General features: G+C 67.2%; 11 protein-coding genes. 1 reads left to right on the top strand and 10 read right to left on the bottom strand.

Annotation, left to right across the window (positions count from 1 at the left end; all coding sequences use genetic code 11):
- Nucleotides 1-8: 8 nt before the first annotated feature.
- The 5 genes from EOD43_RS02050 to EOD43_RS02030 form a co-directional block, all read right to left on the bottom strand.
- A complete protein-coding gene (locus EOD43_RS02050) occupies nucleotides 9-1,286 on the bottom strand; it encodes a dicarboxylate/amino acid:cation symporter (RefSeq protein WP_127740619.1) in 1,278 nt (425 codons plus the stop codon).
- A gap of 114 nt (nucleotides 1,287-1,400) precedes the next feature.
- Nucleotides 1,401-3,371, bottom strand: a complete 1,971-nt coding sequence (locus tag EOD43_RS02045) for a TonB-dependent receptor (protein ID WP_127740617.1) — start codon at nucleotides 3,369-3,371, stop codon at nucleotides 1,401-1,403.
- The gene (rsmD, locus tag EOD43_RS02040) at nucleotides 3,368-3,901 is read right to left on the bottom strand and encodes a 16S rRNA (guanine(966)-N(2))-methyltransferase RsmD (RefSeq protein WP_127740615.1); all 534 of its coding nucleotides are present in this window, start codon (nucleotides 3,899-3,901) and stop codon (nucleotides 3,368-3,370) included. Before rsmD ends, EOD43_RS02045 begins: the two co-directional genes overlap by 4 nt.
- Nucleotides 3,898-4,767 carry a pseudouridine synthase gene (locus tag EOD43_RS02035; protein WP_127740613.1) on the bottom strand — a complete coding sequence of 290 codons (870 nt, stop codon included), beginning with the start codon at nucleotides 4,765-4,767 and terminating at the stop codon, nucleotides 3,898-3,900. The genes rsmD and EOD43_RS02035 overlap by 4 nt, the downstream gene beginning before the upstream one ends.
- 37 nt (nucleotides 4,768-4,804) lie before the next feature.
- Nucleotides 4,805-5,830 (bottom strand): cache domain-containing protein, encoded by a 1,026-nt coding sequence (locus EOD43_RS02030; protein WP_127740611.1) that lies wholly within the window; start codon nucleotides 5,828-5,830, stop codon nucleotides 4,805-4,807.
- A gap of 168 nt (nucleotides 5,831-5,998) precedes the next feature.
- Between EOD43_RS02030 and pgi the strand changes: the two genes are divergently transcribed.
- On the top strand, nucleotides 5,999-7,501 hold the full coding sequence (gene pgi / locus EOD43_RS02025; RefSeq protein ID WP_127740610.1) for a glucose-6-phosphate isomerase: 1,503 nt from the start codon (nucleotides 5,999-6,001) through the stop codon (nucleotides 7,499-7,501).
- A gap of 28 nt (nucleotides 7,502-7,529) precedes the next feature.
- On the opposite strand, the gene EOD43_RS02020 is transcribed toward pgi, so the two are convergent.
- The 5 genes from EOD43_RS02020 to EOD43_RS02000 are packed head-to-tail and all read right to left on the bottom strand — an operon-like array spanning nucleotide 7,530 to nucleotide 12,725.
- Nucleotides 7,530-8,270: a tetratricopeptide repeat protein gene (locus EOD43_RS02020; protein WP_127740608.1), complete on the bottom strand. Its 741-nt coding sequence runs from the start codon at nucleotides 8,268-8,270 to the stop codon at nucleotides 7,530-7,532.
- Between the two features lie 2 nt (nucleotides 8,271-8,272).
- Nucleotides 8,273-8,998 carry an alpha/beta hydrolase family protein gene (locus EOD43_RS02015; RefSeq protein ID WP_127740606.1) on the bottom strand — a complete coding sequence of 242 codons (726 nt, stop codon included), beginning with the start codon at nucleotides 8,996-8,998 and terminating at the stop codon, nucleotides 8,273-8,275.
- A 55-nt stretch (nucleotides 8,999-9,053) separates the two neighbouring features.
- Nucleotides 9,054-10,559, bottom strand: coding sequence for a hypothetical protein (locus EOD43_RS02010; protein ID WP_127740604.1), 1,506 nt, complete (start codon nucleotides 10,557-10,559; stop codon nucleotides 9,054-9,056).
- Between the two features lie 50 nt (nucleotides 10,560-10,609).
- A complete protein-coding gene (locus EOD43_RS02005) occupies nucleotides 10,610-11,665 on the bottom strand; it encodes a M48 family metallopeptidase (protein ID WP_127740602.1) in 1,056 nt (351 codons plus the stop codon).
- Nucleotides 11,649-12,725, bottom strand: a complete 1,077-nt coding sequence (locus EOD43_RS02000; protein WP_338068981.1) for a YjgN family protein — start codon at nucleotides 12,723-12,725, stop codon at nucleotides 11,649-11,651. The genes EOD43_RS02005 and EOD43_RS02000 overlap by 17 nt, the downstream gene beginning before the upstream one ends.
- Nucleotides 12,726-12,729 lie beyond the last annotated feature (4 nt).

The raw sequence follows: 12,729 nt of genomic DNA, 5'->3' as shown, positions 1-12,729 counted from the left end.
CGCTCCTGTCAGCCAAGCGCGGCCTTGAGTTTGTCGCGATCCAACGCGCCTTCCCACCGGGCGACCACGATCGTGGCAACGGCATTGCCGACGAAATTGGTGAGGCTGCGGCATTCGGACATGAAGCGATCAACGCCCAGAATGAGCGCCATGCCCGCCACCGGCACCGACGGCACGATCGACAAGGTGGCGGCCAAAGTAATGAACCCCGCGCCCGTCACCCCCGCCGCGCCCTTCGACGAAATCATCGCGACGAGCAGCAGGCTGATCTGCTGCCCCAGCGTCAAATCGACGTCGCACGCCTGCGCGATGAAGAGCGCCGCGAGCGTCATGTAGATGTTGGTGCCGTCGAGGTTGAACGAATAGCCGGTCGGCACGACCAGCCCGACGACGGGCTTCGATGCGCCCGCGCGCTCCATCTTCTCCAGCAGCAGCGGCAGCGCGCTTTCGGATGAGGAGGTGCCCAGCACCAGCAGCAGTTCGTCCTTCAGATAGGCGATCAGCTTCAGGATCGAGAAGCCCGAAGCGGCGGCGACCGCGCCCAGGATCACGATCACGAAGAACAAGGACGTCAGGTAGAAGCAGGCGACCAGCCCGCCCAGATTGACGAGTGTGCCCAGCCCGAACTTGCCGATCGTGAACGCCATCGCGCCGAACGCGCCGATCGGCGCCGCCTTCATCAGGATCGCGACAAGGCGGAACACCACCTGCGCAAGCCGTTCGAACAGATCGAGGATCGGCGCCCCAACCTCCCCCGACAGCGACAGCGCGATCCCGAACAGGATCGCGACGAACAGCACCTGCAATATGTCGCCGTCGGCAATCGCGGAGACCAGCGTGGTCGGAATGATCCCCGTCAGGAAGCCGACCATCGTCTGATCATGCGCCTTGGCCGCATAATCGGCGACATGGCTGGCATCGAGGCTGGCGGGCGCGATGTGGAGGCCCGCGCCCGGCTGGACGAGATTGGCAACGACGAGGCCGACGATCAGCGCCAGCGTCGACATCACCAGGAAATAGCCGAAGGTCTTGCCCGCGACGCGGCCGAGATCGCCCAGATGGCCGAGCCCCGCAATGCCGGTCACGACGGTCAGGAAGATGACCGGCGCGATGATCATCTTCACCAGCTTGATGAAGGCGTCGCCCAGCGGCTTCAGGCTGGCGCCGACATCGGGCGCGAAATGGCCGAGCGCGATGCCCAGAGCGATCGCCACCAGCACCTGCGCATAAAGCGAGCGATAGAAAGGCGGCCGCACGGGTGGCGGAGCGTCGGTGTCGATCTTCATTGCTGCTTGATGACGCGGCGATCTACCGCTGTCACCATCCTTCGTCGTTGCAGAAGGCCGCAACGAACCCAGCGAACCCGACCTGCAAAAAGTTTCCTATAGGAAACTTTCGGCTCAACGCGCCGCGTAGCGCAGAGCGAACCAGAGCGTGCGCGGGGTCGCGCGTTCGATGAGGCCATCGGTCGATCGTGTCGCTTCGATCCGCGCATTGCCGAGATTCTCGGCACGCAGCTCTGCCGTGAAGCCGCGTCCGATCGGCACGCCGATCACGGCGTCGACCGTCACCGCATCGTCGAGAGTCAGGCGGTTGAGATCATCCTCAAACTGCTTGCCGACATAGCGCACCGTCGTCGCCGCGCGGAAACCGGCGCGCCGCCATTCGAGCGTCGCACTCCCCTGATCGCGCGGGGTCTGCGCCGGGCGCATGCCATCGAGCGCGAGCGCCGCGCCCTTGCCGCGCACCTTCGCCGATGTGTGCGACCAGCTGATCATGCCATGCCATTCGCGCCAGCTCGCCTCGGCATCCAGCTCGATCCCGCGCGATCGGATCGCGTCGAGATTCTGGCGCTGGCGCGTGTTCGCCGCGACCGTGACGTTGGCGATCGCATCCTCAAGCCGGTTTTCGAACACGGTCACGCCCATCCGCCAGCCGGGCAGCGGATGGAAATCGAAACCGCCGTCGATGCCCTTCACCCGTTCGGGCTGAAGCGCGGCATTGGCCTGCGTGCTGTCATTTCCCGCGCGGAACGGACGGTACAGTTCGTTGAGGGTCGGCAGGCGCCAGCCGGTATAGGCCGCGCCCCGCACCGTCAGCGCGCCCAGCGGCGACCAGGCGATGCCCCCGCGCGCGGTCGTCTCGTCGCCCGATCGATCGGCGAAGGGGCGGCCATTGGCGGTGGGCAGGCCGGTGACCGGGGAAAACTCGCTGATATAGCCATGATCGATCGACCAGTGATCGAACCGTCCGCTGGCGGTCAGCACCAGCTTGGGATCGGCCTCGAAACTCGCATCGGCGAAGGCGCCCAGCACATCCTGCCGCCCGCCGGCGCGCCGATCGACGCCGGTGGCCAGCACCGTCTCCTGCGTGCGCCCCGTCACGCGCCGCGCATCGCCACCGAGGCGCAACGTCAGCTGGTCACCCAGCGGCGGACGGATTTCGAAGCGCCCGCCATAGCCGGTCGCCGGCACGCGATATTGATCGAGCGAGCGGTTGACCGTGGTGCGCACCGCATTGGCGGCGGCGAAACCGCTGGAGAATTCGCGCAGTTGCAGCCAGCTCGCCGCCTCCCACGCCCAATCGCCGCGCCCGACGAGGCGCAGGCTGCTGTCCACCGCAAGATTACCGTTGCCGGTGCCCGGCAGACCGCGATCGCGCCGATCAACCAGTACGCTGCCATTGGCCTGCAGCTCGGTCGTCTCGCCCAGCGACATCACCGCGCGCGCCGACGCCCGGCTCTGGCGATAGCGCGCGGCCCGATCGACGATCCCGCGCTGCTGCTCGATGATCGGAATGAAGCCGTCGCCCTGCGCATGGCCCGCCGACAATATCGCATAGCCGCCCGCCAGCTTCAGGCCGACCGTGGCATCGGCATCGATCGAATCGCGACTGCCATAAGCGATCGAGGCGCTGACCGGCCCGATCTGATCGGGCCTCGCACTCGTCAGCTCGATCGTGCCCGCCAGTGCGCCCGGCCCGGATGCGCCGGTGCCGCCGCCGCGCGTAACGCGGATATGGCCGATCCGCGCGGGATCGAGTGCCGCCCAGCCGATCCACCCGCCGAAGGGATCGACCATCGGCACGCCATCCAGCAGCACGAGCGCGCGCGTCGAGGCGTTGCCGCCAAGCCCGCGCAAAGTCGCGCCCTGGCTGGTCGGGTGCGCCGAGCGCGAATCCGACCGGCGAAACTGCTGGAAGCCCGCGGCGTCGCGCAGAATGTCTTCCATCCGTCCGCTCGCGCTCGTCTCGATCCGGTTGCGATCGATCGAGACGACATCGAACGCCGCATCGCCCTTGGTCGCGCCGAGCCCTTGGCCGGTGACGACGATCTCCTGCGCGGCCAGCAGCGCCGCCAACGTGGCACTCATGCCTCAGCCCTCAACAATGTCAGCATCGCCTTGCCGTGAACCCGTTCGACCACCGATTCGAAGCCGGGAACCGTGACGGCCTCACCCTTGGCGGTTTCGATGCTCACCCAGCCGCCCGGCGCGACGCCGATCTTCGGCAGGATCTTCTGCGCCAGCCCGGTGCCATAAGGCGGATCGATCAGGACGAGATCGTAGGAACCACCGGTAAAGCTTTCCGCCGCGATCGCGCGCACTTCGGCCTTCGCCTCGGCATCGGCGCCGATCTTGGCGATATTGGCTTTCAGAGCATCCACCGCAGCGCGATCGCGCTCGACGAAGGTGCAGTGCGCGGCACCGCGCGACAATGCCTCAAGGCCCAACGCGCCGGTTCCCGCACAGACATCGGCGACGCGCAGCCCTTCGAAACTGCCGACCCGGCTCGCGAGCATCGAAAACAGGGCCTCGCGTGTTCGGTCGGCGGTCGGGCGGGTCGCTTTTCCTTCGGGCGCGATCAGCGATCGGCCGCGCCATTCCCCTGCGATGATTCTCATTTATCCAGCGTTTTCCTGAAAGCGACCAGATCGTGCTGGCGGATTTCGACCACCTCGCCCACCGGCAGATCGGCAAGCGGGAACGGGCCGTAGGCGGTGCGGATCAACCGCGAGACGCGCAGGCCCAGATGCTCCAGCACCCGGCGCACTTCGCGATTCTTGCCTTCCTTCAACTTCATTTCGATCCAGGTGTTGGCACCCGTCCGCCGTTCCAGATTGGCGTCGATCGCGCCATAGCGGACGCCGTCGATCTCGATCCCCTCGATCAGATCCTCGAGCTGTTCCTGGGTGACGTTGCCGAAGGCGCGCGCGCGATAGCTGCGCTGAACCCCGGTGGAGGGCAGTTCGAGCTGGCGCTTGAACTCGCCATCGGTCGTTAGCAGCAACAGCCCCTCGGTGTTGAGATCGAGCCGCCCGACCGGCATCACCCGCGGCAGGCCGGCGGGCAGCTTGTCATAGATGGTCGGTCGCCCCTTGGGATCGCGCTCTGCGGTCAGCAGCCCGGCGGGCTTGTGATAGAGGAACAACCGGGTCGGACGCGGCGCCTCGACCTGCTTGCCGTCCACCGTCACACCGTTGAGCGAGGTCAGCAGGGTCGCGGGCGTATCGATCACCTCGCCGTTGATCGCGACGCGACCCTCAGCGATCATCCGTTCGATCTCACGGCGCGACGCGACGCCCGAACGCGCGAGCAGCTTCGCGATACGCTGCGGTTCCTTCGATCCCTTCGCGGCGGCTGCGGCGCGCGCGGGATGCGGATTGGCCGATGCGGCCTGCACGCCCCGCGCCTGCCGACGGCCCAGCTTCGGACGGGGGGCGGAACGGGTCGACGAACTCGGCGGCTTGGCTGGCGGTCTGGGGGGCATGGCGGCCCTTTAGCCGCTCTGTGCCCTATGCGCCAGATTAGAGACTTTCGTCGTTCCGCGTCTCGATGCAGCCGAGCCAGCCGAGGCCGCGATAGGTTTCGTAGCCCGGCGTCTCGGCAAAGGCGATCAGCGCGCCGTCCTGTTGATAATAGCCGCTGCTGCGACCATCGAGGCGCAGCGGATAATGGCTGCCGAACGCGCCATGATCGCCGCCCGCAATCACACGGTGATTGGCATCGAGCAGCATCAGCTTCGACGCGCGCCGCTCAGCCGGGGTCAGCCCGATGCCATCTAGCACCGCCGACGCCTGCGGTTCCCAATCGAAGAAGATGCCCAGCGCGCCGATCGTGTTGCCGCGCGTCCGCCCTTCGGCGCGCACGGCGGTGGAGTAGGTCGCGACCTGCGCATTGCCCAGGGTCGGATTGGTGGTGATGTCGCACACGCGGAATTCGTCGCCACTTGCGGTGGTCAGCGCGTGGCGGAACCACGCCTCCTGCGAGACATCGAGATTGTGGGCGAGCGGATAGCGATCGGGCCGGCCGGTCGCGATCACGCGACCGTCGCGGTCTGCGACCCACAGGTCGAGATAGACGGTGTAGGAGCGCAGGATCGTCGCCAGCCGTTCGCGCGCATGCTGAACGCTGTCGCGAGTCGGCGCCTGAAGCACATCGACGATCGCGCTGTCGGTCGCCCACCAACGCACGTCGCACGAGCGTTCGTAAAGGTTGCGATCGATGATCTCGACCGCCGATCGCGCAAGATCGGTGTGGCGGGTGCCCTTGAAGTCGACGAGCATCTGCGTGCCCGCATTGCTGAGCGAGGCGATGTTCGCGGTGATCGCCTGGCGCAGTTCGCCGCCGATATGGCTGATCGAGGTGGCCAGCACGCCCAGTTCCTGCGCGACGACCGAAAAGGCGCGCCCCGCCTCCCCCGCGCGCGCCGCTTCCAGGCGCGCATTGATCGCCAGCATGCCGGTCTGCTTCATCACCCGATCGATACGATCGACCTTTTCCTCGGTGACGCGCGAAACCTCATAGGCCAGCCGTAATATCTCGTCCTGCACAGCGACGTTCTCCCCAACGGCCCCCTGCGGCGTCCTCGTCCAAGAAAATTGCGGCATTGACTGCTCTGGGGTTCAACATGTCCGTCACAATGGTAAACCAAGGGTAACCATGATGGTCGAAATCAGCAGAAAACCGGCTTTTTGAGACCGAATCCACGGAGCGCATCGATGACCGAGCCCAATGGCCTGCCTTCGACCATCGTCGAAGCCCCTCGAACGACGCTCACGGACCTGTTCAAGGCCGAACCCGACCGCCTCTCGCGACTCGCCTTCGAAGAATCGGGCATCCTGTTCGATTTCGCGAAAACCCATCTCGATGCCGGTCTGGTGAAGGCCTTCACCGATCTCGCCATCGCGCGCGGACTGGCTGCGAAGCGCGATGCCTTGTTCTCCGGCGCGACGATCAACGTCACCGAAGGCCGCGCCGCCGAACATAGCGCTGAGCGCGGACAGGGATCGCCCGAAAGCGTCGCGCGCGCCCGCGGACTGCAGGCGCGGATGCGCGCCCTGATCGACGCGATCGAGGCCGAGGCGCTCGGGCCAATCCGCCACGTCCTCCACGTCGGCATCGGCGGATCGGCGCTGGGGCCGGACCTGCTGATCGACGCGCTGGGCCGCGACACCGATCGGTACGACGTCGCCGTCGTCTCGAACGTCGACGGCGCGGCGCTGGAGGAAGTGTTCGAAAGCTTCGATCCGACCGCGACCCTGCTCGTGGTCGCGTCCAAGACCTTCACCACCACCGAGACGATGATGAACGCGCGTTCGGTGCTGTCGTGGATGGAGGAAGGCGGGGTCGAGGATCCCTACGCGCAGGTCGTGGCCCTCACCGCCAGCCCGGACAAGGCGCTCGAATGGGGTGTCGACGAGACGCGCATCCTGCCTTTCTCCGAAAGCGTCGGCGGCCGTTACTCGCTCTGGTCGTCGATCGGCTTTCCCGCCGCACTTGGTCTGGGCTGGGATGCGTTCGAGGATCTGCTGGAGGGCGCGGCGGCGATGGACCGCCATTTCCGCCTCGCCCCGCTGGAAAAGAACGCGCCCGTTCTGGCCGCCTTCGTCGATCAATATTATTCGGCGGTGCGCGGCGCCGAGACCCGCGCCGTCTTCGCCTATGACGAGCGGCTGCGCCTCCTCCCCTCCTATCTCCAGCAGCTGGAGATGGAATCGAACGGCAAGAGCGTGAAGGCCGACGGTTCGCCCGTCGACGGCCCGACCGCGGCGATCACCTGGGGCGGGGTTGGCACCGATGCGCAACATGCCGTGTTTCAGCTGCTCCACCAGGGCACCCGCCTCGTCCCCGTCGAGTTCATCGCGGTGTCGGAGCCGGGCCATGCGCTCGACGACGGGCATCATCGCGCTTTGCTGATCAACTGCTTCGCGCAGGGTGCGGCGCTGATGGCGGGCAAGGCGAATGACGATCCGGCACGCGCCTATTCGGGCGATCGGCCGTCGACCACGGTCCTGATCGACCAGTTGACCCCCGCGCGCCTCGGCGCCCTGCTCGCTTTCTACGAGCATCGCACCTTCGTGAACGCCGTGCTGCTGGGCATCAACCCGTTCGACCAGTTCGGGGTCGAACTGGGCAAGGAGATTGCCAAGTCGATCGAGAGCGAAGGCACCGACCGCTTCGACGCCTCCACCCGCGCGCTGATCCAGCGGGCGTTCGGGTAACGTCAGATCCTCCCCCGGAAGGGGAGGATTATTGGGTGGCCGCGTCCTTCAGCGCCATCGCTGCCGCCTGCCCGGCATCGCTCTGCGGGGCGAGTTGGGCGGCGCGGGTCCAGGCGGCCTTGGCGTCGTCCAGATTGCCACCAAGTGCTGCGATATTGCCCGCTTCATAGGCGACCGGCGCGTCCTGCGGCGCGAGTTCGGCGGCCTTGCGGATCGCCTCGACCGCGCCGGGCAGATCCTTCTGGCGCCGGTTGAGCGTGGCCAGCAGCAGCCAGCCCAGCGGATCGCGCGGCACCAGCCGGGTCGCCTCCACCAGATCGACCTTGGCGCCCGCCATATCGTTCGCGGCGACACCGGCGCGCGCGCGATCGAGGTGGACTTCGCCCTCCATCTCCGCGCTCATCGATTTGAGGCGGAGCGCGCGATCGAGCGAGTTGCGCGCGCGCACCGGTTCATCGGCGGCCAGCGCCGCATTGCCCGCCTGCATCCACAGGATCGCCGCCATCCGATCATGGCGCAGTTCGGCATCCTTGCCGGCATCTTCGAAAGTGGAGGCTGCCGGCGCCCATTGTTCCAGCCCGGCCTGCGCAAGGCCGAGGCATTGACGCGCGGGCAGATCGCCCTTGTCGGCGATCCACGCCTTCGCCGTATCGACCGCCTTGGCAGGATCGGCCTTGGCCAGCGCCGCGCATTCGGGGCCTGTCATGGCTTTGGGCGCGGGCTTGGGGGCTTCGACCGTCGCAGCGGCCAGCAACAAAAGGGGAAGCATCGTCACTCCAGAAGCGCCCCGACCGTCGCGATCAGCAATGCGATATCGGCATCGCGCGACAGGCGGTGATCGCCATCCTTGATCAGGATCGTCTGCACGTCGGCTGAACGCAGCGCCCGCGACAGGCGCAGCGCGATCGACACCGGCACCACATCGTCCATCTGCCCATGCAGCAGCCGCACCGGCCCGGAAAAGTTGATCTCGTCGTTCAGCAGCAGGTTCGCCTGCCCCGATTGCCAGAAGCCGTGGGTGGTGACGTGCGGCTCGCCATAATCGCCCGGCTCCTCGATCCGCCCGTCGGCGGCAAGCAAAGCGCGCTTGTCATCGTCGAAATCCCAATCGGTGAAGTCGGGCGCGGCGGCGATCCCGACCAACGCCTGCACGCGCCCCAGCCGAAGCGCCGCCAGCAAGGCCAGCCATCCGCCCATCGACGATCCGACGATCACCAGCGGCCCTGTCGGTGCGAAGGCATCGACCGCGTCGAGCACATCGCCCAGCCACAGATCGAGCGTGCCATCTTCGAAATCGCCCTCGCTCGCGCCGCAGCCGACATAATCGAGCCGCAGCATCGCGCGGCCCGTCCGCCCCGCCCAGGCATCGAGCGCGGTCGCCTTGCCGCCTTCCATGTCCGAACGATAGCCGGGCAGGAACACGATCGTCGGCCCGCGCCCCGGTCGATAGCGATAGGCGAGCGCGGGCTTGTCCGGACGGGTAAGATAAGCGGTCATCGCGAGGGGCTTACTCCACCCCCGCGCGCAAGTCAGCGGCGCGACTCGCTTTGCTTCACAGGAACATGGGCGGGAGCCGCCATGCGCGATCATAGCAGGCGAGCGGATCGCGATCGGCCGCCACGGCCGGGTCGACGGGCCGGATCGCCGCAGGCACGCGATCGATCGGGGCGAGATAGGAGCCCTTGGGATAAGCGCCGAAGGTTTCATCCCATGCGCGCGAAAAGCCGCAATGCGGAACCGGCGACGTCGGGAAAGTGACCGCGCGGGCGATCTCGCACAGGCCGGTGATGCTGCCGATCGCGAGCAGGCGCAGCAGCATAGCGCGCCGCTCCTTCGGCATATCCATGCCCGCCAGCCGATCACCGAGATGCACGGCGAGGATCGCGAGCGCCGGGATCGATGCGCGCATCGCAAAGTCGATCGACCAGCCGATCTGCACCAATGGCGCCACCGCAAGGCACAGGCCGACGATCAGCAGCGTCACCCCGCCGAAACGCGCGCGCCATGCCCAGCCGGCGATCAGGAAAGGCACCGCCTCGACCAGTTCGAACAGGACGTAATTGCCCAGCGGGATCGGATAGAAACGCACGCCCACGGCGTCAGGCGCGGCGGCGAGATAGAGCAGGGCCGGCAAGGCCAGCAACGTCGCCGGGATGACCGCGCCCAGATCGCGCCATCCGATCCGCCGCGCGAGCAGCGCATGGAACGCAAAAGGCAGCGCCCCGATCGTCCCGAAGGGCGACCACAGCGCGACCAGCGGCAAGGTCGCGAACAGCACGCCGCTGCGCAGCCTGCCGCTCCGCCACAGCAAATAAGCAAGCGCGGGCACCCAGCCCGCCAGCGCATGTTGCGGCACCCAGAAGATCAGGGTGATCGTCGACGAGAACTGGCTGAAACCCCACCCTTCGAGATGCGCGGTCGGCGCGAAGCCGCCGATATGGCCGCGCAGAAGCTGTCCGACGATGTCCAGCCCGCTGAAACCCAGAAAGACCGCCAGTGCGATCATCCGGGCCCGGCCGCTTTCGAACAGGGTCGACCCGATCGCGAGGAGCAGCCCGATCAACAGCCCGTTCTGCGCGAGCAAGGCGACATCGCCCGCCCCCTGCCCGCCCGCCTTCGCCGCGAGCCCGGGCACGAAATACATGCCGAGCGGCGCGCGCAGCAGATCGCCGCCCGCATAGACGAACGGCCACGGATGGATCGCCATATCGCGCAGCACCGCATCACGGACCTGCCAGTCGACATTGGCGTAGAAGAAGCGCCCCTCGCCCCCCAGCGCGCAAAGCAGCAGCGCAATCGCGATGCACAGACCGACGCGGCGCCATGCAATACGCCCAAGGTCTTCGCGCGCAATCGCCCGAACCAGCAGGGCGACGGCCACGGCTGCGGCGAGGTACAAAGCGGGCTGCGCAAAGCCCAGAAAGCGCAGCAAAAGGACCAGATCGAGCGCCAGCCAGCCGAGCAAGGCCGCCAGCAACCACGCCACCGACATCCCGCGCGGCATGACGCGCGCAGGGGCGATGTCGGCCGCCACGATCGGATGGGCATGGATGCTCATCCGATCATCCTTAACCGCCGGGGGTTAAGGCGCGGTTCGCATCGCGCCGGTCAGAATCGCAGCCGTTGCGTGATCGTCGGCCTCTTGTGCCCCGCGCAGATCGAACGGACGGCGGCCCAGGCGGCGGGATTCAGCGCCGGGCGCACTTTTGCCTTCCGCGCCGCCGCTTCCGCAAAGGCGCGCTGGCGATCGTCGGGGGCCGGGTGGCTCGCGAAATAGGCGAAGACGCCGGGCTCGCTCCGCCGCTCCTTCGCCGCGCGGGCGAAGAATCCGGCGGTGGCGAGCGGGCTGATATGCGCCGCCCGCATCGCCCATCGCGCATAATCGTCCGCCTCCGCCTCGGCAGATCGGCTGTAGCGCGCCTCGAGCAGCGCCTGCGCATAGTCGGACGATCCACCCGTCGTCCCGATCAGCAGCCCCAGCCCGAACCGGCGCACGAGCGCGACCATCACATGACGTTTTTCGACATGGCCGATTTCGTGCCCCAGCACGCCGGCCAGTTCGTCGGGCGACTTCGCCTCGTCGATCAGCTTGCGGAAGATCAGGATCTGCCCGCCCGGCAGGGCGACCGCGTTGACGATCGGCACGTCGACCACCTTGACCCGCATCGGATCGCCCGGTGGCGACAGGCGGCGCGCCAGATCGTCGAGCGCGGCCTGGCCCGCCGGCGTGACGCAGGCGTCGTCGGCGAAATCGCCGGTCATCGCATCGCCCAGCTTGCGCTCCCACGATCGCGGGACCGATCGCGCGGCAAGTTCAGCGCCCCAGATCGTCGCGACCACCGTCAGTGCGCTCAGCACCGCCAGCACGATCGCCGCGCGCCACAGGCCGATCCGATCGAGCCAGCCGCCGAGGCGCGGCGGCTGCGGCAATGCCGCGATCAGCGCGGGCGGCGCATCCTCGATCCCCAGCCGCCAGCCCGGCACGTCCCGTCGCCCGAGCAGCAGCCCCGACGCGTCGATCCGCTCCAGATCGGCGAGCGCGACCGTAACGTGCCCCTCGATCACCAACCGGCCGTCGAGGAGGAGGACGTTCACCTCATGCCGGATCGCCGACTGGCCATCGTAGAGCCAGCCGCGCGATCGCGCGTCAGAAGGCGCCGACATCGAACGCGTCGAGCAGCCCTTCGCCCTGCCGCGGCGCCGCCGTGGGCGACTGGGTCATTTCCGCCAGCGTCACTTCCCCGCTCGCCGCCATGTGACGGATGAAGAAGGCCCAGTTGCGATAGGAGATGAAGACCAGGCCGATCCCCAGCGTCACGATCACCAGCCCGGCATGGCCGAGGATCAGCTTGAACCAGTCGATGGTGCGCGCATCGAAATGGAAGCGCAGCTTGCCCAGCAACAGATGGCCGACACCTTCGCGGAAGAAGGCCGCGTAAAAGGCCAGCGCGATCACCCCGATCGCGAGATAGGCGGCGACCACCCCCGCGACGAGCATGATGCCGACCTTCGCCGGATCGGCAGGCGCGGCTCCGCCCATGCTCATCGCCGCGGTGCCGACCACGCCAACGCAGCCGACAACCGGCAGCAGATAGAAGAGCATGAAGCGGCCGAAGATCGGCCCCTGGCTCGCATAGCTTTCGAAACGATGCGGGCCGAAGCTCATCGATCCCCAGCGTTCGTTCCACAGGCTGATCATCGACCAGGGGATGAGCAGGCCGGCCGCAAGGCTGCCGACCACCGTCTTCCAGAAATAGGAGATGCCATAGCGCCAGCCCTGCACGTCGCTGCCGCCGCGAATACCGTGCCAGTAGGTGCGGCTCAGCCGGTAGCGCAGCCCGCGAAAACGCGCGACGCCGATCAGGTAGAGGAGCACGACATAGGCACCCATGCCGATCAGGAAGGCCGCGCCCGGATGGCCACGGACAATCAGCGCCTGCAGGCCGAACTGGAGGACCAGCACGGGCGGGCCGATCAGCAGGATCGCGAACAGGAAGCCGACGAACAATTCCTTGCCGGTGCCGGTCCATTCGAGCGGATCGCCGATGAAATCGGTGCGGCTCCACAGATAGCGCCGCTCGCGCGCCTTCGCCCAGAAACGATAGATGCCCAGCGTCACGATCATCAGCAGCAAATTGGTCAGCGCGATCGGCGCGAACTCACGCCAATTGCCATTGAACACGAAGGCGCCCGAAGCGCCCTGATCCTCATCCATGTCGTCCATCCCC

It is taken from the genome of Sphingomonas crocodyli (assembly GCF_004005865.1).
GTDB classification, from domain to species: domain Bacteria; phylum Pseudomonadota; class Alphaproteobacteria; order Sphingomonadales; family Sphingomonadaceae; genus Rhizorhabdus; species Rhizorhabdus crocodyli.
This window is presented reverse-complemented; position numbering and strand designations above follow the sequence as displayed.

Bases quoted from the DNA above. Each gene is read 5' to 3' on its own strand.
- EOD43_RS02050 (WP_127740619.1), bottom strand. From the start codon at position 1,286: ATGAAGATCGACACCGACGCTCCGCCACCCGTGCGGCCGCCTTTCTAT.
- EOD43_RS02045 (WP_127740617.1), bottom strand. From the start codon at position 3,371: ATGAGTGCCACGTTGGCGGCGCTGCTGGCCGCGCAGGAGATCGTCGTC.
- rsmD (WP_127740615.1), bottom strand. From the start codon at position 3,901: ATGAGAATCATCGCAGGGGAATGGCGCGGCCGATCGCTGATCGCGCCC.
- EOD43_RS02035 (WP_127740613.1), bottom strand. From the start codon at position 4,767: ATGCCCCCCAGACCGCCAGCCAAGCCGCCGAGTTCGTCGACCCGTTCC.
- pgi (WP_127740610.1), top strand. From the start codon at position 5,999: ATGACCGAGCCCAATGGCCTGCCTTCGACCATCGTCGAAGCCCCTCGA.
- EOD43_RS02020 (WP_127740608.1), bottom strand. From the start codon at position 8,270: ATGCTTCCCCTTTTGTTGCTGGCCGCTGCGACGGTCGAAGCCCCCAAG.
- EOD43_RS02015 (WP_127740606.1), bottom strand. From the start codon at position 8,998: ATGACCGCTTATCTTACCCGTCCGGACAAGCCCGCGCTCGCCTATCGC.
- EOD43_RS02010 (WP_127740604.1), bottom strand. From the start codon at position 10,559: ATGAGCATCCATGCCCATCCGATCGTGGCGGCCGACATCGCCCCTGCG.
- EOD43_RS02005 (WP_127740602.1), bottom strand. From the start codon at position 11,665: ATGTCGGCGCCTTCTGACGCGCGATCGCGCGGCTGGCTCTACGATGGC.
- EOD43_RS02000 (WP_338068981.1), bottom strand. From the start codon at position 12,725: ATGGACGACATGGATGAGGATCAGGGCGCTTCGGGCGCCTTCGTGTTC.